The sequence below is a fragment of the Streptomyces sp. NBC_00029 genome (assembly GCF_045160505.1).
Taxonomy (GTDB): domain Bacteria; phylum Actinomycetota; class Actinomycetes; order Streptomycetales; family Streptomycetaceae; genus Streptomyces.
The window spans coordinates 2,705,999-2,726,701 of record NZ_CP108292.1 but is presented as its reverse complement, the minus strand read 5'-3'; the positions used below and the strand labels follow the sequence as shown (position 1 = coordinate 2,726,701).

The window sequence follows — 20,703 nt, the reverse complement described above, 5'->3', positions numbered from 1 at the left end:
CCGGCCACCCCGTCCCGCCCAGACGGCCTAAGGCCCTGTCGTCGAAGTCCCGCCTGGCCCGCGGCGCCCGGCACCGCACCTCGCCGCGTTGTCGGGGCGCCCAAGTACGTCCAGTACTCGGGCGCCCCTCCGCCTTGCGATGCACGGCGCCGGACACCACGGGCCCCACCGGCGCTCCTTCGACGACAGGACCTAGAACACCGAAACCCCGGCCCGCGTCAGCCGCCAGTCCACCGACGCGAACTGCGCCGGGTCGATCGTCCCCTTCGCCTTCACCCACTGGATGATCGTGTTGCGGATCTCGTCCGAGTTCGCCCACAGCTGCTTCGCCTGCGGCACGTGCGGGAAGTTCCCGCCACCGGACGCCCGGTAGTTGTTCACCGCGAACACGAACTGCGCCGCCGGATCCACCGGCTTCCCCTGGAACGACAGCCCCGTGATCCGCGAACCCACCGGCTGCGCGATGTCGATGTCGTACGCCAGCCCGTACACCGCGTCGTAGTTGTAGTCCGGCACACCCTCGGAGTTCGTCAGCTTCGCCGGATCCACCGCATCACCCGGCGCCGTCCGCACGAAGTACCGCGCCGAATACTCCAGATAGTCCTTCAACTGCGCGCCCGTCAGCAGCCGCGCCTCCATCGTGTTCTCGAACGGATACAGACCCGCCGCGTCCCGGATCGTCACCTGACCCGCCGGAATCGCCGCCGTCCGCGAGAAGCACGACGCCTGCGACAGCACCGGCAGCGCCGCCCACTCCGAACCGGCCAGCGCCCCCTTCACCGTCTCCGCCTGCACGTGGTTGATCAGATCGATGATCGCGACATCCTTGACCGGCCCCTCCGCCGACGACATCGCCTGCGTCGACGTACCGATCACCTGGTTCACGTACGCCACCACCTTGCGGTGCTCGTCCGACAGCAGCCGCGTGATCTTCTTGTCCTCCGCGACCGCGTTCGAGTTCAGCACCTTCGCCGCGACCTTCGCCACCGACCAGCGGCCCTTCGCCCACGTCAGCTCGAAGTCGAACAGCGTCAGCCGCTGCCCCCACTTCAGCGGCTCCGACAGCACCACGTCCTTGCCGGTCGCCCTGTTCTTCACCCGGTACTCCGGGATCTCCGTGTGCGCGTGCCCGACCAGGATCGCGTCGATCCCCGGCACCTGCTCCGCCACCAGCGCCGCCGCGTTCTCGACGTACGGCAGCTGGTCCCCGTACGAGGACGTACCGCTCGAACCGGAATGCGCCGACACGATCACCACATCGGCGCCCATCGACCGCAGCTTCGGCACGTACTTCGCCGCCTGCTCCTCCAGCCCCGGGAACGTCATCTTCCCCTGCACGTTCGCCTTGTCCCAGAGCGCGATACCCGGGTTCGTCAGCCCCAGCACCGCCACCTTCACGTCCCGCCCGCAGGGCGTGCGCAGCTTGTGCATGCTGTACGGCGCGAACGCCGGCCGCAGCGTCTTCGCATCCAGCGCGTTCGCCCCCAGCAGCGGGAAATCGCACTGCTCCTCGAACTTCCGCAGCACCGGTATCCCGTAGTTGAACTCGTGGTTCCCCAGCGCCGCCGCGTCATAACCGATCGCGTTCATCGCCTGCGCCATCGGGTGCACCGGACCGCGCCGCGCGGTGATCGGATCCACCTTCGCGTAGTAGTACGACAATTGCGTGCCCTGGATCGTGTCACCCGCGTCGATCAGCAGCGTGTTGCGGCGCCCCTTCTCCGCCCGCACCTGATCCACCAGCGTGGAGATCTTCGCCAGACCGACGTCGTTGTGCGCCTTGTCGTCGAACTCCGCATCCGTGAAGTAGTCCCAGTTGAAGACATTTCCGTGCAGATCGGTCGTACCCATCACCGTGAACGAGTACGTCCGGGGCCCGGACTCCTGCGCATCCTGCGGGGCCGCGGCGGCCGGGGTGCTCGTGGCCCCCGCCAACGCCACAGCCGCACCCGTCGCAGCCGTGGTTCCCAGAAAAGTCCTACGGTCGAACGCCATGCCATCTCCCCTTTTGAGGCGTGAACAACGCGCGTAGATTCTGGCCCACCAGCAACAAGACGCAACACCCCCGACAGGTTTCGATCCGATGACCACGCCCGTACGAGCGACAGTGCGACAGTGGAAACCATGACCCAGGACGCAGCGCACACCCCGCACGCATCCCACCAGCCCTACGGAACCCCCGAAGTACCCCGCGTAGCGGTCCGCGGCGAAGCCCGCATCGAAGTCGACCCCGAAATCGCCCGCATCGGCATCACCGTCAGCGCCCGCGGCACCGACCGCCGCACCGCACTCGAAGACCTCACCCGCCGCAACAACACCGTCCTCGACCTCATCAAGAGCTACGGCGACCCCGTCGAAAAACTCGAAACCGGCGCCTTCTCCATCACCCCCGAACTCACCCGCCACGGCCGCGCCGAACGCATCCGCGCCTACCACGGCCGCGTCCACATCACCGCCGAACTGAACGACTTCACCACCCTCGGCGAACTCACCACCCGCCTCGCCGACCTCGAACTCACCCAGGTCGACGGCCCCTGGTGGGCCCTGCGCCCCACCTCGCCCGCCCACGGACAGGCACGCCGGCAGGCCGTACTCGAAGCCGTCCAGCGCGCCCGCGAATACGCCGAAGCACTCGGCGCCGGCCTCGCCGCTCTCGTCGAACTCGCCGACCTCGGCGCCGAGAACGCCGCCCCCTTCGCCGCCTCCCCCGGCGCAGGCATGCGCACCATGGCCTTCAGTGCCGCCGAGGACGCAGGCCCCCCGCCCCTCGACCTCGAACCCCAGCGCCAGACGGTCTACGCACAGGTGAACGCCCGCTTCACCATGACCCCTCCGCAACTCTGAAAAACCACAAAAAGCGGCCCCGGGGGTGCTCATCAGAGCACCCCCATGCACATTCAACAGTTGTCAACAAGCTTTTGCTCAAAGGTTGTTGAGTGGACACCCGGAAGCGATTACCTACCCACAGGTAGGGGAATACGCTCGCCTCATGCGCCGAGCGAAAATCGTATGTACCCTGGGCCCCGCAACCGACTCATACGACCAGATCAAAGCCCTGGTCGAAGCCGGAATGGACATCGCCCGCCTCAACCTCAGCCACGGCACCTACGCCGAACACGAGGAGCGCTACCAGCGCGTACGCAAGGCCTCCGACGAGACCGGCCGCAGCGTCGGCGTCCTCGCCGACCTTCAAGGCCCGAAGATCCGCCTCGGCCGCTTCCGCGAAGGACCCGTACTCCTTGAACGCGGTGACGAATTCACCATCACCGTCGAAGACCACGAAGGCGACCGCCACACCTGCGGCACCACCTACAAGGGACTCGCCGCCGACGTCACCACCGGCGAACGCATCCTCGTCGACGACGGCCGCGTCACCCTCGAAGTCACCGCAGTCGACGGCCCCCGCGTCCACACCCGCGTCATCGAAGGCGGCATGGTCTCCGACCACAAAGGCCTCAACCTCCCCGGAGTAGCCGTCTCCGTCCCCGCACTCTCCGAAAAAGACATCGAAGACCTCCGCTGGGCCCTGCGCACCGGCGCCGACGTCATCGCCCTCTCCTTCGTCCGCAGCGGCAACGACATCCAGGACGTCCACCGCATCATGGACGAAGAAGGCCGACGCCTCCCCGTCATCGCCAAGATCGAAAAGCCGCAAGCCGTCGAAAACATCGACGACATCGTCGCCGCCTTCGACGGCATCATGGTCGCCCGCGGCGACCTCGGCGTCGAAATGCCCCTGGAACAAGTCCCCATCGTCCAAAAGCGCGCCGTCAAACTCGCCAAGCGCAACGCCAAACCCGTCATCGTCGCCACCCAGATGCTCGACTCGATGATCGACAACTCCCGCCCCACCCGCGCCGAAGCCAGCGACGTCGCCAACGCCATCATCGACGGCACCGACGCCGTCATGCTCTCCGGCGAAACCAGCGTCGGCAAATACCCCGTCGAAACCGTCCGCACCATGTCCCGCATCGTCGAAGCCGCCGAAGAAGACATCCTCGCCAAGGGCCTCCCACCCCTCACCGACCGCAACAAGCCCCGCACCCAAGGCGGAGCCGTCGCTCGAGCCGCCGCCGAAATGGGCGACTTCCTCGACGCCAAATTCCTCGTAGCCTTCACCCAGAGCGGCGACACCGTCCGCCGACTCTCCCGCTACCGCTCACCCATCCCCCTCCTGGCCTTCACCCCCGACCAGGCCACCCGCTCCCAACTCAACCTCACCTGGGGCGTAGAAACCTTCCTCGGCCCCCACGTCGACTCCACCGACGCCATGGTCGCCCAAGTCGAAGAAGAACTCCTGCGCATCGGCCGCTGCGTACCCGGCGACACCGTCGTCATCACCGCCGGCTCACCCCCCGGCGTCACCGGCTCCACCAACCTCGTCCGCATCCACCACATCGGCGACCCGGTCCGCTAGGCCCTGTCGGGAGCGTCCGGCCGATCCCGCCGGACCCGGCCCCATCGCCAGGACACCCCCCGAACGCACACGTCCCGCCCCCAGGCCCCACCGGCCTGGGGCAGACGCACCCACCCCCGCCAAAACCCCACACCCCGGACCGGCCGGCGCGACCACCATCAGCCGACGTGCGCCGCGATGACCCGCGCACACACCATCGACTCCGCACGCGTCGTATCCACCTCCACGTCGTAGCGCACCCCCTCATGCACCACACCCGCCTGCGCCACGGCCATCCCCACCGTCCGGTCCCCCCGCGCCACCTCACGCCCCGCAGCCACCGCACCCTCGCACCGGACGCCCACCCACAGCACACCCAGCCCGCCCAGAGCCCGCCGCCACCGCTCCTGCGACGCCGCCCCACCCAGAAACACGTCATCGATGATGACCCTCGCCCCCGCACGGGCCATCGCCACCACCCCCTCCATCCACGCCGCCTCCAGCACCCGGAACTCCACCCCGACGCTCACCCCGCCATCCGCGCCGAACACGATCCCCTCGTCCGACGCCAGCATCCCCGCAGGCAACGCATCCACGAACCCGTCACACCCGAACGCCAGCCACGGATCCGGCAGCACAGACTGCAGACACCGCACGATCCCCGACTTACCCGAGCTGGAACCGCCATTGAGAATGATCATCCGAATCGTCACCACGCCACGGTAGGACCCCACCCCCGCACCCCGGAACGACTTTCGCCACCCCCGACTACCAGCCGAACCGCCGATCCACCACCACGGCGAACTCCTCGAAACTCAACACCGCATCCCCGTTCGCATCCGCCTCATCGAACAGCGCCGACGACGCATCCGCATCCCCCACACCCCAGAACGGCAGATCCCCCCGCGCCGCCAACGTCGGCCCCTTCGACCGCAGAGCCGAAATCACCTCCGCCCGCGTCAGCTCACCGTCATCGTTCAGATCGAGCGCGACGAACAACTTCCGGGCCTTCTCACTCATCACGAAATCCCCTGCCGAAGAGTCACTTGACCTCAACCTAACCTGAGGTCCTACGGTCGCACCATGACGACCAAGGAGTACTCCCAGGAACAGCTCGCCGCCCAGCCGATCGGCTACTGGACCCGCGAAGCAGCCCACCTGGTCATCGGCGGCCTCCGCACCGCCCTCGCCGAAGAACACCTCACCCAGCCCCACTGGTGGACCCTGAACCACATAGCCCGGGCCCAGGGCCAATGGACCCGCAAGGCCCTCACCGAAAAGCTGGCACCCTTCGACGACCAGGACACCGACTTCGAGACCGTCTACGACGACCTCACCGCCCGCGGCTGGCTCACCGAGACCGACGACCACCTGACCCTCACCGACACCGGCGAAGCCGGCCGCATCCGAGCCCACGACCGCAACGCCGCAGTCCACACCCGGATGCGCCAGGGCATAGACGACGCCACCTACGCGGCCACGATCGACACCCTCCGCCGCCTCGTCGCCAACCTCGGCGGCAACGGCGACCTGCCGTAACGCCATACTGGCCCCTCACGACGGACACGCACGGGGGACCGACCGGATGACCACGCAGCCGCCGCACGCACCGGACGCCGGACCCGGGCACGAGTGCGAACACCGTCAGGGCATCTGCCGGCTGCCCGACCCGTGGATGTGCGACGTGTTCTACGTCGACGGAAGCCTCCGCGACATCACCGTCACGGACACCGACGACACCGACTGGAACCAGGTCCTACGCCACCTCCGCGCCACCGCCGACCAGCTCACCTGGTACGACGGCCCCGAGGCGCACGACATCGGCCCGGACGACACCGAGGACCCGTTCGCCACCATCGAGGACGGCTACACGGCAACCCTCGCTGTCCGGTACGGCCGCACCCGGCTCTCGGCCCATCTGCCGGTCGACGGGATCGAATTCTCCCTCTGGCCCGACAGCATCGAGGACGCGGACCACGTCGCCGACGTCCTGCGCTTCCTGACCGAACTGGGCACGGCCTGCGCCCGCCCCGCCGTCCTCACCGCCGAGACCGTCACCGGCCACCACCAGCTGCCACCCCTGATCACCTACGACCCGGCCACCGGAACCACCACCCACCTCTGAACCCAGGGCGCTGTTCAGACCGCCCCGGACGCCGCCCGCTCGGCCCGCTCTTCACTCCGGGGCCGACCCACCACGGCACCGTCACCGTCGCGGCGATCCGGCTCCGGCTCTGGCTCTGGCTCTGGCTCTGGCTCCGTCCATGATCCACCGGGCAGTACCTCGTGGTGAGGCGCTCGAAAACCAGTGGAGCAGCGCCGCTGCGCGCCATTACCGTGCTGCCGAGTCAAGTCGTCTGGGCAAGGACGTGCCGTTGTACACCCTGTGAGACCTCCCGAGTGCTGATCTGTCGCGCGTCGCGCCTGTGCGCCGCGCTGCTTTTTGCTGCGGACTTCTCACTGAAACCGGTGTACTTCTGTGCTCAATGACTGGGTGGTCATGCCCACCTGCCTGCCGACCGTTCTCCGCCGTTGCCCCGCGTGCGCATCCGACCGCTTCCGGGCGAACGGCAAATTCCGCGTCAACGCGAACCACAAGCTCCTCGACGCCTGGCTCCTCGTGCTCTGCACCGCTTGCGGGGACACGGCGAAGCTCACGGTCCTGGAGCGGGTGAACGTGCGCTCCGTACGACCTGAGCTGCTGGACCGGATGCATGACAACGACCCCGACCTGGCCGCTGAGTTGCTCCAGGATCCAGTGGTACGGCGCCGCAATCGCATAGCCGTCGACTGGAACAACGCCTGGCGCCTCGACACCGGCGCATCGGATCACCTGGACCGGGAGGTGATCGACGTCTCGGTCCGCTTCGCGGCGCGGATCCCCGTCCGTCCCGTGCGACTGATCGCTGAAGCGTTCGGTCTTTCGCGGGCCGAGGTCGAGAGGCTGATAACGGAGGGCAAACTCGTTTCGGCAGTCCGGCTGAGCGGCAAGCTCTCCGGCGACTTCACCTTCACGCTCAAGCGCTGAGCCCACCTCGGGACCGGGGGCCTGTCCGGCAGGATCCACCGGACAGGCCCCTAGGGCGTGTATCGAAAGTGGATCTTGACCGATGGATGATCACGGTTCATGGGGCGGGGAGATCTCACGGACGAGCAGTGGGCGGTGCTGGAGCAGTTGTTGCCGAAGGGGACGAAGGCGGGGCGGCCGCCCGTCTGGCCCCGGCGGCAGCTGATCGACGGCATACGGTTCCGTGTCCGTACCGGTGTGCCATGGCGGGACGTGCCTGTCGAGTACGGGCCGTGGGGACGGGTCTACGACCTGTTCCGCCGGTGGCAACGGGACGGCACCTGGCACCGGGTTTTCACCCGGCTCCAGTCCCTGGCCGACGCGAAGGGTGCGATCGTGTGGGACCTGAGCGTCGACTCCACGGTGTGCCGCGCCCACCAGCACGCGGCCGGGGCCCGCAGACAGGGTGACCTGCAGAAGAAACCGCCGGGCGGCGTCTTCACCGAGCCGGTCGATCACGGGCTGGGACGCTCACGCGGCGGGTTCACCACCAAGCTGCACCTGGCCGTCGAGCAGGGTCAGAAACCCATGTCGATCGTGGTGACCGCAGGGCAGCGCGGCGACTCACCGCAGTTCGAACCGGTGCTGGAGAAAGTCCGCGTGCCCCGCCTCGGGCCGGGGCGGCCGCGCGTCCGCCCCGATCGCGTGCGGGCCGACACGGCGTACGCTTCCCGCAACAACCGCGCTTACCTGCGCCGCCGGGGGATCCGCTGCACCATCCCGGACAAGGTCGACCAGGTCCGCAACCGTCATAAGCGAGGCTCCCGCGGTGGCCGACCGCCGCAATTCGATCCGGTCGACTACCGCAAGCGTCACGCGGTCGAGTGCGGAATCAACCGCCTCAAGCGCCACCGGGCCGTGGCCACCCGCTACGACAAGCTCGCGGTCCGCTTTGAAGCCACTGTCCTCGTCGCGGCCATCAACGAGTGGCTGTGACCAGCACGCTGCTACAGCTCGTAGTCCTGGGCCAGCTCCTCCCAGTGAATGCCGTGAAGCGCGTGATCAGCATCCTCGCCCGCCGGTACCTCCGGTGCTGGCTGGAACCAGGCGACGACGAGGGAGGAACCGTCCATTGTCGGGTCGAGCGCCGTGGAGTCGAAGACACCGATGCAGGCCACTGAAGGCAGCACCTCAACGGGACCGAAAGCGCCGGCGGTCTCGTCCGGGTACTCGCGCGAGGGCGGAACAAGATGGACCGGCCTGGAGGGAAATGCGTGCTCGGCCTGCCGCTGGAGCCAGCTGACCTTCCGGTCGTTGATGCGCTTGCACGGGTAGCCCTCCAGCATCCCGCCGTAGGTCGAAGACATCCGTAGCTCGGTGAGCCGGATCGAACGACCCGACGAGAGGACTATGTGACCCAGTGACATGCCGACACCCTATGCACACGGTTCACTTCCGATACACGGCCTAGTACTTCGGCCCGATGTGGGCGTCCATCAACGCGACGGACGACTTGCGGGCGACGGACACATTGAACGGATCACTGCCCCGAGCCAGAACGGTCCACTGGACCCCGACCGCGGTGAGCGTGTCCGTGCAGAGCCGACGGATGTCGTCGGACTTGTTGGTGAAGAAGTACCGCGGGTACTCGTACCGCTTGCCGTTGCGCACGGTCCAGTTGGTGACCCGACACCCGTCGGAGTGGATCAGCCCCCGCAGGAACTCCCACGGATGCGCATCCACGATCTCCTGCTGCCAGCCCTCGAGCACGATCCGCCGCTCGTGCTTCTTGCCGGGCCCGTGCTGCGGAAACAGGCAGGTCCAATGGGTCGAGTGGGACTGCACCTCAACGCACCCCTGTCGCTGTCGACGACTCACGCTGGGGATCCGCATCACAAGGTGCATCGCTTCCTCGGCGGCGTCGATGAGGCCCACCCAGGTGGCGTCGCAGAAGATGGACAGGTGATGCTGCTTGTACTTCGAGATGATGTGGCCGTCGCCGAGGTAGAGGCCGAGGAGATAGGCGTAGGCGGGCCGGTCGACGTCGAGCCCGGTGCATCTCGGGCAGTCGGTGGGCGGCTCGTAGGTCTCGCCGCGGATCTTCCGGTCCTGGTGTCGCCACCAGCCGACAGTTCCGCGGGGCACGCCGAGACTCTCGGCCACCACTCGATTGGTCACGCCTCGGCGCAACAGCAGGACTGCTTCTTCGCGTATCGCGGGATTGTGCTCCACGAGGCAGCAGCCTCGTCGCTATTCGCCCGGTTGGTCGTAATTCGAAGGTTCGTTCACTGTGACGAGTGAAGATCGAGAAATTCGCTTGGCGACCTTGAAAATGAAGGAGAAGTACCCCGGGTCGGATTCGAACCGACGCTGAATGGGTTTTGAATCCATCGCCTCTACCGCTGGGCTACCGGGGCCCCTTCGAAACGAAGGATACCTAAGACCCTCCGTGCCACAAACATACAGGAGCTAGGTAGGCTCGTGGGAGCTTAACCGCCTTGCACCGAGGAGCATCCGTGACCGCCGAGCACGAGTCGACGCCCACGCCCGACGCCGACCAGTCGCACGTTCCGCCGCTGACGACCCGGGTCGTCATCGCCGAGGACGAGGCGCTCATCCGTCTCGATCTCAAGGAGATGCTCGAGGAAGAGGGCTACTCCGTCGTCGGCGAGGCCGGCGACGGGCAGACGGCCGTCGAGCTCGCGCGCGAGCACCGTCCCGATCTGGTGATCCTGGACGTGAAGATGCCCGTCCTGGACGGGATCTCCGCCGCCGAGAAGATCGCGGAGGAGTCCATCGCGCCCGTGCTCATGCTCACCGCCTTCTCGCAGCGCGACCTCGTCGAGCGGGCCCGGGACGCCGGCGCGATGGCGTACCTCGTGAAGCCGTTCAGCAAGAGCGACGTGGTGCCCGCCATCGAGATGGCCGTCTCCCGCTTCGCGGAGCTGCGGGCGCTGGAGAAGGAGGTCGAAGACCTCTCCCAGCGGCTGGAGACGCGCAAGCTGGTGGACCGCGCGAAGAGCATTCTGCAGACGCAGTACGGGCTGACGGAGCCGGCCGCCTTCCGGTGGATCCAGAAGTCGTCCATGGACCGTCGGATGTCCATGCAGCAGGTCGCCGAGGTCGTCATCGAGGACGCCGAGGCGAAGAAGAAGGAGAGCGGCAAGTAGCGGCCGCCCCCGGACATGCGTGAGGCCCGCCTCCCCCCGAGGGGAGGCGGGCCTCACACGTTCGTCGGATCAGTCTTCGCCGAGGTAGGCCTTGCGGACGTCCTCGTTGTGGAGGAGGTCGCGGCCGGTGCCGGAGAGGACGATCTTGCCGATCTCCATCACGTGCGCGCTGTCGGAGAGCGAGAGCGCCGCCTGGGCGTTCTGCTCGACGAGCAGGATGGTCATGCCCGTGGCCTTGAGTTCCTTGATGGTCGCCATGATCTTCTGCATCATCAGCGGGGACAGGCCCATGGAGGGCTCGTCGAGCATCAGGAGCTTGGGGCGGGACATGAGCGCGCGGCCCATGGCGAGCATCTGCTGCTCGCCGCCCGAGAGGGTGCCGGCGGCCTGCTTGCGACGCTCACCCAGGATGGGGAACATCTCGTAGGCGCGCTGGACGTCCTGCTCGATGCCCTCCTTGTCGGTGCGCAGGAAGGCGCCGAGCTGGAGGTTTTCGGCGATCGTCAGCCGGGGGAAGATGTGGCGTCCCTCGGGGGAGTGGGCGAGGCCCAGGGAGACGATCTTGTGTGCCGGTACGGCGGCCAGGGGCTGGCCGTCGAAGGTGATGGTGCCGCTCTTGGGCTTGATGAGCCCGGAGAGGGTGCGGAGGGTGGTCGTCTTGCCGGCGCCGTTGGTGCCGACGAGGCAGACGATTTCGCCTTCGTTGACCTCGAAGGAGATTCCCTTGACGGCTTCGATCTTGCCGTAGGCGACCTTGAGGTCTTCGACCTTGAGCAGTGCGGTCACTTGGCCTCTCCTTCCGTGCTGGTGGTGCTGGTGGTGCTGTCCGAGTCGGCGTCGGTGTCGGCCGGGGCGTCGGTGGCGCCGTCGGCGTCCGCCTCTGCTTCGGTCGCGGCGTCGGTCTCGGTGGCCGTGTCGGAGTCGGGCTCGGCTTCGGCTTCGGCTTCGGTCTCGGCGGTGGCTTCGGCTTCCGCCTCGGCCTCCGTCTCGGCGTCGGCTGCGGCGGCCTCTTCGGCTGCGGCTTCCGCGGCCTCGACCGCGGCGACCTCGGCGGCGCCCGGGTCGCCCTCGAAGGGCTCGCCGAGGTAGGCGGCGATGACGCGCTCGTCGCCCTGGACCTCGGACGCGGTGCCCTCGATGAGCTTTTCGCCCTGGACGAGGCAGGCGACGCGGTCGCAGAGGTTGAAGATGAAGCGCATGTCGTGCTCGATGACGAGGACGGCGATGCCCATGTCGCGGATGGCGAAGATGAGTTCTTCGGCAGCGCGGGTTTCCTGCGGGTTCATGCCGGCGGTGGGCTCGTCCAGGAGGATGAGGCCGGGGTCGCTGGCGAGGGCGCGGGCGATTTCCAGCTTGCGCTGTTCGCCGTAGGGGAGGTTCTTGGCCAGGTGCTGGGCCTTGTTCTCCAGCCCGATGAACTCGAGGAGTTCCATGGCGCGCGCTTCGCTGGCGGCTTCGGCCTTCTTGAAGCCGGGGCCGCGGAGCAGGGCGGACCAGAGGCCTTCCTTGGTGCGGGTGTGGCGTCCGACGAGGACGTTCTCCAGCACGGTCATGTTGTGGAAGAGCCGGATGTTCTGGAAGGTGCGGGCGATGCCGGCCTCGGTGACCTTGTGGGGCTTGGGAGGCAGGACCGTGCCCTTGTAGCTGACGGAGCCCTCGGTGGGGACGTACAGCCCGGTGAGGCAGTTGAAGAAGGTGGTCTTGCCGGCGCCGTTGGGGCCGATGAGTCCGACGATCTCGCCGGCGTTGACCTGGAGGTCGACGCTCTTGACGGCGGTGAGGCCGCCGAAGCGCATGGTGACGCCCTTGGCTTCGAGAACCGTGGTCTTGGTGGTGGTGTCCGTGGTGGTCGTCATGGTGTTCACGCCCCCGCCTTGGCGGTGGCCAGGTCCGTGGGGGCCTGGTCAGCGGTGTCGTCGTGGTACTCGAGCTGCGCGCGCTTGTTGGCGATGAGGCCTTCGGGGCGGAAGCGCATGAGCAGGATGAGGGCGATGCCGAAGGCGAGGAGCTGGTAGTCCTGGAGGAAGGCCAGCTTCGCCGGGATGAGGAAGAGGAGTGCGGCGCCGAGGATGGGGCCGCGGATGGTGCCCATGCCGCCGAGGATGACTGCGGCGAGGAGGAACGCGGAGTTCGGCGGGACGGGCCCGGCGAAGACGTAGTTCTCGGGGACCACGGTGCTGTTGACGTGTGCCTGGACGGTGCCGGCGAGGCCGGCGAGGGTGGCGCCGAGGGCGAAGGCGATGAGCTTGACCTTGAAGCCGTTGATGCCCATGGCTTCGGCGGCGGTCTCGTCCTCGCGGATGGCGACCCAGGCGCGGCCGATGCGGCTGCTGCCGGCTCGGGCGAAGACCACGACGACCAGTGCCATGACGAGCAGCATCAGGAAGTAGTAGTTGGCGTAGGCGCCGAGGGTGATGCCGCCGACGACGTGGGACTCCCCGAAGTTCCACCCGAAGATTTCGAGGTGGGGGATGTTGGGGATGCCGTTGGGGCCGTTGGTGATGTCCGGGCCGGAGGTGCCGTCGAGGTTGCCCATGGCGATGCGGAAGATTTCTCCGAAGCCGAGGGTGACGATGGCGAGGTAGTCGCCGCGCAGGCGCAGGGTCGGGGCTCCGATGACCACGCCGAAGATGAGCGAGGCGAGGGCGCCGACGATGACCGCTGCCCAGAAGGGGAGGTGGATACCGAAGGCGGATGCGGTGCTTCCGGAGACCAGGGCCGCGGCGTAGGCGCCGACGCCGAGGAAGGCGACGTAGCCGAGGTCGAGGAGGCCGGCGAGGCCGACGACGACGTTGAGGCCGAGGGCGACGGTCGCGAAGATCAGGATGTTGACCGCGATGAGCGTGTAGGTGTCGCCGCTCTGCTGGATGAACGGGAAGGCGATCGCTGCGGCCGCGGTTCCGATGAGGGTGACCTGGCGGTGCTTGGCGGTGATGCCTGCGAGGCGGGCGAAGAGGCCGGCCTTGTTCAGTGCGAGGCCGACGAGGCCGACGGTGAGCAGGTAGGCGACGAAGAGCTGCGGTTCCTTGTCATCGGTGTCGATACCGAAGGTGATGACGAAGAGGCCGAGGGCGAAGACGCCGGTGACGACGAGGATTTCGGCCCAGGAGGGCAGCTGCTTGGCGGGGGCCGCCTTGCGGGTGTCGTCGGGGAGCTTGTTCGCGGCGAGGACCGGGATGATCGTGCCGACGAGGGCCACGTAGGCACCCGGGTCCAGGTTCACGACGCCGCCGAGGACGACGGTGATGGAGATGACCGTGAACCAGGTGGCGAGGAGATTGCCGAGGGTGAGGAAGAAGATGGCCTTGCGGGAGCCGGCGGGGGTGAGCCAGCGGAAGCCCTTGACGCCGAGCGCGGAGAGCGCGAAGGCGAGGGTGAGGGCGGCTCCGGCGAGGGTGACGTACTGGAGGTCGGCGGGGCTGCCGTAGTAGGTCAGGTCGCCGGGGAACTCGTCGGTCCAGGTCCAGGCCAGGAAGGCGCTGATGATGGTGAGGAGGCTGCCGCCGATGATCGCGTACAGGAGCGTGGCGGGCGCGGGGCCCTGCTTCACCGTGGCGGTCTGGGGGGTGGTGTTGGTGGTCATGGTTCTCACGCCCGATCCGCGACGCGCTCGCCGAGCAGGCCTTGTGGCCGCACGAGGAGGACGACGATGAGGAGTACGAACGCCCAGACGTTGGACCAGGCTCCACCGCCGAGCTGCGACATGCCGGGGATCTCTTCGATGTAGGCGATCGAGAGGGCTTCGGCGAGGCCGAGGACGACGCCGCCGACCATGGCTCCGTAGATGTTGCCGATGCCGCCGAGGACGGCTGCGGTGAAGGCCTTGAGGCCGAGGATGAAGCCCATCTCGAAGTTGATCTGGCCCTTGTCGAGGCCGTAGGCGACCGCGGCGACGGCTGCGAACGCGGCACCGATGGCGAAGGCCATGACGATGATGCGGTCGGTGTTGATGCCCATCAGCTTCGCGGTGTCGGGGTCCTGCGCGGTGGCCTGCATGGCGCGGCCGCTGCGGCTCTTCTGGACGAAGACGCCGAGGGCGAGCATGCAGAGCGGGGCGAGGATGAGGACGAAGAGGTCCGCGCGCTGGATCGCCAGGCTGTCGGTGATCTTGAAGGCTGCGCCCTTGAACTCGGGGAAGCTGACGGCCTTCTTGGCGTCCGGGTAGAACTGCCAGACGAGCTGCTGGAGCGCGATCGAGAGGCCGATTGCGGTGATGAGGGGTGCGAGCCGGGGGGCGCTGCGCAGGGGGCGGTAGGCGAAGCGTTCGGCTGCGCATGCCACGGCGACGGAGCAGATGGCGCCGCCGACGATCATGACGGGTATCGCGATCAGCAGGGAGGTGCCGGTCGGGAGGATGGCGTAGGCGGTGAGCGCGCCGAAGCCGCCGATCATGAAGATCTCGCCGTGGGCGAAGTTGATGAGCTGGACGATGCCGTAGACCATGGTGTACCCGATGGCGATGAGACCATAGAGAGCACCGAGGGCCAGGCCGTTGGCCAGCTGTTGCGGCAGTTCGTGCACCGCAGGGCCTCCGATGAGCGTGTCGGATAAGACTCCGCGCGAGGGCGCTGTTTGCGCCCTCGCGCGGCGGATGTTTCAGGTGTTACGGGTGGTGCTGGGGACTACGGGCTTACTGGTTGAAGGTGTCGCTCTTGACGTCGACCCACTTGCCGCCCTCGACCTTGTAGACCGTGAGCTGCTTGTTGGTGGTGTCGCCGTACTCGTCGAAGGCGACCTTGCCGGTCACGCCCTCGAAGGAGACCTTGCCGAGCGCCTCGACGACCTTGGCGCGGGCGTCGGTGGGCAGCTTGCCGCTGTTGGCGGCGGCGACGGCCTTGACGGCCTGGATGACGGCCCAGCCGGCGTCGTAGGAGTAGCCACCGTAGGCGGCGTACGGGTCCTTGTAGCCCTCGGTCTTGTAGTCCTCGATGAACTTCTTGGCCGTGTCCAGCTTCTCGACCGGGTAGCCGATGGAGGTGGCCAGGTCGCCCTCGTTGGCCTCACCGGAGGCGCTGATGAAGGCGGGGTCCTGGATGCCGTCGCCGCCCATGAGGGGGACGTTGGCGCCGGTCTTCTTGATCTGGTCGGCGAGCAGGCCGCCCTCGGGGTACTGGCCGCCGAAGTAGACGGAGTCGGCGCCGGAGGTCTTGACCTTGTCGGCGGTGGAGGAGAAGTCGGTCTCCTTCACGGTGACGTGGTCGGTGCCGGCGACCTCGCCGCCGAGCTTCTTGAACTCGTCGGCGAAGATCGCCGCGAGGCCGGCGCCGTAGGTCTGCTTGTCGTCGACGATGAAGACCTTCTTCTTGCCGGCGTCCTTGAAGAGGTACTGGGCGGCGAACTTGCCCTGGACCACGTCGGTGGCGGCGGTGCGGAAGTAGGTCTTGAAGCCGCGCTTGAACTCGCCCTTGCCCCAGTTGTCGCCCTGGCTGAGCGCGGGGTTGGTGTTGGCGGGGGAGACCTGCGCCAGGTTGGCGGAGTTGAAGACGCCCTGCATCTGCTGGGCGACGCCGGAGTTCAGCGGGCCGACGACGCCGAGGACGTCCTTGTTGCCGACGAGCTTGGTGGCGTTGGCCTGACCGGAGGCGGGGACCGCCTGGTCGTCGAGGGCCTCGACCTTGAACTCGATGCCCGGGACCTCGTTGTTCTTGTTGGCCGTCTTGGCCGCGAGGTCGACGGAGTTCTTGATGCCCTGACCGAGCGCGGAGAGCGAGCCGGTGAGCGGGGCGTCCACGCCGATGACGACGACGGTCTTCTTGCCGCCGCCGTTGTCCTTGGAGTCTCCGTCGCGCGATCCGCAAGCGGTGAGGGTCAGTGCTCCCGTGGTGATCACGGTGGTGAGGACGAGCAAAGAACGGTGTCGCACGATTCTTCCTTTCCCTGGCGCGGCTCTCTCGTGGAGAGGTGCCGTTAGGTCGCCGGGCCGCACTGGGAGGTCCACGGCCGTGCTGATTCGCGCCCTGCGGCGCGGTGACTGGCCGTGACTCTAGGCCCGAGGTGGCGAGCACGGGGAGCAGGGAAAGGAGGATGTGACGCTCTTGTTATGCCAAGGCCAAGAATGTGTGGCGGGAGTGTGGACAAATCGGACGTTTTCTTACCTTGATGGGTGTCCGCATCCTGAGAATTACCTGTTCTTCTAAGGGGCTTGAGGCCTCCATGCACCTGTCTTAGATCATTTTCGGCCGAATGTGGCTGCGCGTGCTCAAAGGAATCCTCCGAGTGGCCTTTCTTAAGGGAAAAGGCGGATTAAGGCCCTCATGGGCATTACGGAGGGTGACGGTCAAGAGGTTGCTTTTGTAATCGAATGGATCTTGTCCCGAAGGCGGCATGGCCCCCCACCTGCGGTTCGGTGGTGCAGGGGCATCTGCCCGGAAGCCGGACAGCGGGCTCGGGAATGCGGTGATGCCGGTCACGTCGGGGACCGCCAGTTCTCCGAACTGGCGGTCGCGCCGCCCTGTTCGGCGCAGCGCTGCGCGACGAACCGGTCGATCAGCTCAAGTGCCTTGCCCCGTCCGGCAGTTCGCTCCTCGGTGCGTCCTGCGGCCACGGCGTCCTCGTGGATCGCGTACTGGCCGTTGGATAGGCCCTTCTGTTCCCAGTCGAGACCGGACCATTTGGTGCCCATGAGGGTCTCCTTCGCCCAGTAGGACACGAGGGTCGTGCACACCTGTACGGGCGAGGGAGGGGCGGTGGTGGAGGGGCTCCCGGAGCCCTCCGCGGGGGGTGGTGCGGAGGGAGAGCATCCGGACAGGGCGAGCGCCGCGAGGAGGATGTGGGCGGCGTACCGGGCCGTGCGTGGCATGGTCCCCATGGGTGGGACGGTAGGCGGTCACGATCGGTGAAACAACAGATGTCGCCGCGTAGCGTGCGGACTGGCGGATTCCGGGCGGTTGGCGGGTGCGGTGGCGTCCGGGCATGCGCGCAGGCCCGGATCCCGGAACGCGCGCAGGCCCGGATCCGCCGCCCTGGGGGCGGGGTCCGGGCCTGTCGGGTGGTGCTGCGGCCGAAAGTCGCGGTCTGGAGCCGCGGTCTGGAGCTGAGGTCTGGAGCCGCGGTCTGGAGCTCGGGCCGGGAGCCGGGGTCAGGCCCCCGCCGGGGCCTCGCCGGCGCCGGCGGTGGCGCCCACGGCGGCCGGGCCGGCGTCACGCAGCAGGCAGGTCAGGCGGGCGGTGCAGATCCGCCTGTCCTGCTCGTCGGTGATGACGATCTCGAAGGTGGTCGTCGATCGGCCGCGGTGCACGGGGGTCGCGACGCCGGTGACGATGCCGCTGCGGGCGCCCCGGTGGTGGGTGCAGTTCAGGTCCACGCCGACGGCGATCTTGTTGATGCCGCCGTGCATCATGGCGCCGACCGAGCCGAGGGTCTCGGCCAGCACGGCGGAGGCCCCGCCGTGCAGCAGCCCGTACGGCTGGGTGTTGCCCTCGACGGGCATGGTGCCGACGACACGGTCGGCCGAGGCCTCCAGGATGCGGATGTCCATCCGCTCGCCGAGGTGCCCCGCCGAGAACAGTGAGGGCAGGTCGATGCCGAGGGCCGCGTACTCCTCCAGGACCTCCTGCGGGAACTTCACTGCGTGCTGCTCGCCCATGGTCAGGCTCCGTTCGTCAACGATCGTTAACCGTCTTGTCCTGAGGTCGTTCTATCAGGCCGGTTCGAAGCGCACGACGACGGACTTACTGGCAGGGGTATTGCTGGTGTCCGCGGTCGAGTCCAGCGGGACCAGCACGTTGGTCTCCGGGTAGTACGCGGCCGCGCAGCCGCGTGCGGTCGGGTAGTGCACGACGCGGAAGCCGGGCGCGCGCCGCTCCACGCCGTCCTTCCACTCGCTCACCAGATCCGTGTACGAGCCGTCGGCCAGGCCCAGCTCGGCCGCGTCGGCGGGGTTGACCATGACCACGCGGCGGCCGCCGGTGATGCCGCGGTAGCGGTCGTCGAGGCCGTAGATCGTGGTGTTGTACTGGTCGTGGCTGCGCAGGGTCTGCAGCAGCAGCCGTCCCGCCGGGACGCGCGGGTACTCCACGGGCGCGGCGGTGAAATTGGCCTTGCCGGTCTTCGTCGGGAAGCGGCGCTCGTCGCGCGGGGCGTGCGGGAGCCGGAAGCCGCCGGGGCGGGCGACGCGGGCGTTGAAGTCCTCGAAGCCGGGGATCACGCGGGAGATCCGCTCGCGGATCGTGGCGTAGTCGCGCTCGAACTCCTCCCAGGGGGTGGCGGAGGCGGCGCCGAGGACCGCGCGGGCCATGCGGGCCACGATCGCGGGCTCGGAGAGCAGGTGCGGGGAGGCGGGGGCGAGGTTGCCGCGGGAGGAGTGGACCATGCCCATGGAGTCCTCGACGGTCACGAACTGCTTGCCGCTCGCCTGGACGTCCTTGTCGGTACGGCCGAGGGTGGGCAGGATCAGGGCCCGCCGGCCGGTGACCGCGTGGGAGCGGTTGAGCTTGGTGGAGACGTGCACGGTCAGGGCGGTGCGGCGGATCGCGGCCTCGGTGACCTCGGTGTCGGGGGTGGCGCCGACGAAGTTGCCGCCCATCGCGAAGAGGACCTTGGCCTCGCCGTCGCGCATCGCCTGGATGGAGCGGACCACGTCGTAGCCGTGCCCGCGGGGTGAGGTGATGCCGAATTCCGTGTCGAGGGCGTCGAGGAAGGCGGGCGCGGGCCGCTCGAAGATCCCCATGGTGCGGTCGCCCTGCACGTTGGAGTGACCGCGGACGGGGCAGACGCCGGCGCCGGGGCGGCCGATGTTGCCGCGGAGCAGCAGGAGGTTGACGACCTCGCGGATGGTGGCGACGGCGTGCTTGTGCTGGGTGAGGCCCATGGCCCAGCAGACGATGGTGCGCTCCGAGGCCAGGATCATGGCCAGGGCGCGCTCGATCTCGGGGCGGGTGAGGCCGGTCGCGGTGAGGGTCTCGTCCCAGTCGGCCTCCTTCGCGGCGGCCGCGAGCTCCTCGTAGCCGTGGGTGTGCTCGCGGATGAAGGCCTCGTCGGTGGCGCCCTCGGTCTCGATGACGAGCTTGTTGAGGAGACGGAAGAGGGCCTGGTCCCCGCCGATGCGGATCTGCAGGAAGAGGTCGTTGAGGGCGGTGCCCCGGAGCATGCCGAAGGGGGTCTGGGGGTTCTTGAACCGCTCCATGCCGGCCTCGGGCAGCGGGTTCACCGAGATGATCCGCGCGCCGGCGGACTTGGCCTGCTCCAGGGCGGAGAGCATGCGCGGGTGGTTGGTGCCCGGGTTCTGCCCGGCGACGATGATCAGGTCGGCCTGGTGGAGGTCCTCGAGGGAGACGCTGCCCTTGCCGATGCCGATGGTCTCCGTCAGTGCGGAGCCCGAGGACTCGTGGCACATGTTGGAGCAGTCGGGCAGGTTGTTGGTGCCGAACTCGCGGGCGAAGAGCTGGAAGAGGAACGCGGCCTCGTTGCTGGTGCGGCCCGAGGTGTAGAAGAGGGCCTCGTCGGGGGAGCCCAGGGCGGTCAACTCCTCCGCGATGATCGCGAAGGCCTTCTCCCAGCTGACCGGCTCGTACCGGTCGCCGCCCTCGGGGAGGTACATCGGCTCGGTGATGCGGCCCTGCTGCCCCAGCCAGTAGCCGGACCGCGTGGCCAGATCGGGCAGCGGGTGCGCGGCGAAGAACGCGGGGGTGACCCGGCGCAGGGTGGCCTCCTCCGCGACGGCCTTGGCGCCGTTCTCGCAGAATTCGGCGGTGTGCCGCTTGTCGCCCTCGGGCCAGGCGCAGCCCGGGCAGTCGAAGCCGTCCTTCTGATTGACCTTGAGGAGCGTGCGGGCGGTCCGGGCCACGCCCATCTGCTGCTGGGCGATCCGCAGGGTGTGCCCGATCGCCGGCAGGCCTGCGGCCGCGTGCTTGGGCGGTGTGACCTGCGGTGCGTCCTGTACCGGATCGCCTGTGGGCGGCTTGGTCGCCATCGCGCTCCCCTTCGAGCGTACGTACATGTGCAGCACGTGTGGCCGCGTCCTTCGATCCTTGCACGGACCACGGAATCCGGGGAGGGCGGTCCGGTGCTCATCGCGCCCCGGCCGGGTGCGCCGGGGGCGTCCGGTGGGGCGGATGCGCCGGGGGAGGCGACGGGCCGGAATTGTCGGTGGGGGCGCCTAGGATCGGGGGCGTGGCAGATTCATCAGCGAA

General features: G+C 68.1%; 20 protein-coding genes and 1 tRNA gene. 7 read left to right on the top strand and 14 right to left on the bottom strand.

Translation table 11 applies throughout. From position 1 onward, the window contains the following. Positions 1–192: 192 nt before the first annotated feature. Entirely contained in the window at positions 193–1,995 is a 1,803-nt protein-coding gene (locus OG753_RS13060; protein WP_405792644.1) for a bifunctional metallophosphatase/5'-nucleotidase, read from the bottom strand. 129 nt (positions 1,996–2,124) lie between these two features. On the opposite strand from OG753_RS13060, the gene OG753_RS13055 reads away from it, so the two are divergent. Together OG753_RS13055 and pyk are read left to right on the top strand one after the other, a co-directional pair. Next, positions 2,125–2,844, top strand: coding sequence for an SIMPL domain-containing protein (locus OG753_RS13055; RefSeq protein ID WP_327261966.1), 720 nt, complete (start codon positions 2,125–2,127; stop codon positions 2,842–2,844). 145 nt (positions 2,845–2,989) lie between these two features. Then, positions 2,990–4,417, top strand: coding sequence for a pyruvate kinase (pyk, locus tag OG753_RS13050; RefSeq protein WP_405788521.1), 1,428 nt, complete (start codon positions 2,990–2,992; stop codon positions 4,415–4,417). Positions 4,418–4,575: 158 nt separating this feature from the next. Here the strand turns inward: pyk and cpt are convergent, their stop codons facing one another. Both cpt and OG753_RS13040 read right to left on the bottom strand, forming a co-directional pair. Continuing rightward, entirely contained in the window at positions 4,576–5,097 is a 522-nt protein-coding gene (cpt, locus tag OG753_RS13045) for a chloramphenicol phosphotransferase CPT (protein ID WP_327266730.1), read from the bottom strand. Positions 5,098–5,164: 67 nt separating this feature from the next. Further along, positions 5,165–5,416 carry an EF-hand domain-containing protein gene (locus OG753_RS13040; protein ID WP_383203789.1) on the bottom strand — a complete coding sequence of 84 codons (252 nt, stop codon included), beginning with the start codon at positions 5,414–5,416 and terminating at the stop codon, positions 5,165–5,167. A 63-nt stretch (positions 5,417–5,479) separates the two neighbouring features. On the opposite strand from OG753_RS13040, the gene OG753_RS13035 reads away from it, so the two are divergent. The 4 genes from OG753_RS13035 (at position 5,480) to OG753_RS13020 (ending at position 8,399) form a co-directional block, all read left to right on the top strand. Beyond that, positions 5,480–5,935, top strand: a complete 456-nt coding sequence (locus OG753_RS13035; RefSeq protein ID WP_327261963.1) for a MarR family transcriptional regulator — start codon at positions 5,480–5,482, stop codon at positions 5,933–5,935. A gap of 46 nt (positions 5,936–5,981) precedes the next feature. Next, on the top strand, positions 5,982–6,521 hold the full coding sequence (locus OG753_RS13030) for a hypothetical protein (protein ID WP_405788519.1): 540 nt from the start codon (positions 5,982–5,984) through the stop codon (positions 6,519–6,521). Positions 6,522–6,875: 354 nt separating this feature from the next. Beyond that, a complete protein-coding gene (locus OG753_RS13025; RefSeq protein WP_405788517.1) occupies positions 6,876–7,424 on the top strand; it encodes a DUF1062 domain-containing protein in 549 nt (182 codons plus the stop codon). Positions 7,425–7,523: 99 nt separating this feature from the next. After that, positions 7,524–8,399: an IS5 family transposase gene (locus OG753_RS13020; RefSeq protein ID WP_405788516.1), complete on the top strand. Its 876-nt coding sequence runs from the start codon at positions 7,524–7,526 to the stop codon at positions 8,397–8,399. 11 nt (positions 8,400–8,410) lie between these two features. Here OG753_RS13020 and OG753_RS13015 read toward each other — a convergent pair whose 3' ends face one another. From OG753_RS13015 to OG753_RS13005, 3 genes are all read right to left on the bottom strand, one after another. Next, positions 8,411–8,830, bottom strand: a complete 420-nt coding sequence (locus OG753_RS13015) for a hypothetical protein (protein WP_405788514.1) — start codon at positions 8,828–8,830, stop codon at positions 8,411–8,413. A gap of 40 nt (positions 8,831–8,870) precedes the next feature. Continuing rightward, positions 8,871–9,593, bottom strand: coding sequence for a helix-turn-helix domain-containing protein (locus OG753_RS13010; RefSeq protein ID WP_405792641.1), 723 nt, complete (start codon positions 9,591–9,593; stop codon positions 8,871–8,873). 154 nt (positions 9,594–9,747) lie between these two features. Continuing rightward, positions 9,748–9,820 (bottom strand) — tRNA-Leu (locus OG753_RS13005). A 99-nt stretch (positions 9,821–9,919) separates the two neighbouring features. Here OG753_RS13005 and OG753_RS13000 point away from each other — a divergent pair. Continuing rightward, entirely contained in the window at positions 9,920–10,573 is a 654-nt protein-coding gene (locus tag OG753_RS13000; RefSeq protein ID WP_030762326.1) for an ANTAR domain-containing response regulator, read from the top strand. Between the two features lie 69 nt (positions 10,574–10,642). Here the strand turns inward: OG753_RS13000 and OG753_RS12995 are convergent, their stop codons facing one another. The 8 genes from OG753_RS12995 to OG753_RS12960 form a co-directional block, all read right to left on the bottom strand. Continuing rightward, a complete protein-coding gene (locus tag OG753_RS12995) occupies positions 10,643–11,359 on the bottom strand; it encodes an ABC transporter ATP-binding protein (RefSeq protein ID WP_383205205.1) in 717 nt (238 codons plus the stop codon). Beyond that, positions 11,356–12,429 (bottom strand): ABC transporter ATP-binding protein, encoded by a 1,074-nt coding sequence (locus OG753_RS12990; RefSeq protein ID WP_405792639.1) that lies wholly within the window; start codon positions 12,427–12,429, stop codon positions 11,356–11,358. Before OG753_RS12990 ends, OG753_RS12995 begins: the two co-directional genes overlap by 4 nt. A gap of 5 nt (positions 12,430–12,434) precedes the next feature. Further along, complete coding sequence (locus tag OG753_RS12985; RefSeq protein WP_405792637.1) at positions 12,435–14,156, bottom strand: branched-chain amino acid ABC transporter permease; 1,722 nt, start codon at positions 14,154–14,156, stop codon at positions 12,435–12,437. Between the two features lie 5 nt (positions 14,157–14,161). After that, a complete protein-coding gene (locus tag OG753_RS12980) occupies positions 14,162–15,094 on the bottom strand; it encodes a branched-chain amino acid ABC transporter permease (RefSeq protein WP_327261956.1) in 933 nt (310 codons plus the stop codon). A gap of 109 nt (positions 15,095–15,203) precedes the next feature. Beyond that, on the bottom strand, positions 15,204–16,436 hold the full coding sequence (locus OG753_RS12975) for a branched-chain amino acid ABC transporter substrate-binding protein (RefSeq protein ID WP_327261955.1): 1,233 nt from the start codon (positions 16,434–16,436) through the stop codon (positions 15,204–15,206). 543 nt (positions 16,437–16,979) lie between these two features. Continuing rightward, on the bottom strand, positions 16,980–17,381 hold the full coding sequence (locus OG753_RS12970; protein ID WP_405788511.1) for a hypothetical protein: 402 nt from the start codon (positions 17,379–17,381) through the stop codon (positions 16,980–16,982). A 270-nt stretch (positions 17,382–17,651) separates the two neighbouring features. Then, positions 17,652–18,158 carry a hotdog fold thioesterase gene (locus tag OG753_RS12965; RefSeq protein ID WP_327261953.1) on the bottom strand — a complete coding sequence of 169 codons (507 nt, stop codon included), beginning with the start codon at positions 18,156–18,158 and terminating at the stop codon, positions 17,652–17,654. A gap of 54 nt (positions 18,159–18,212) precedes the next feature. Next, positions 18,213–20,483 carry an FdhF/YdeP family oxidoreductase gene (locus OG753_RS12960; RefSeq protein ID WP_405788509.1) on the bottom strand — a complete coding sequence of 757 codons (2,271 nt, stop codon included), beginning with the start codon at positions 20,481–20,483 and terminating at the stop codon, positions 18,213–18,215. Between the last annotated feature and the right edge of the window lie 220 nt (positions 20,484–20,703).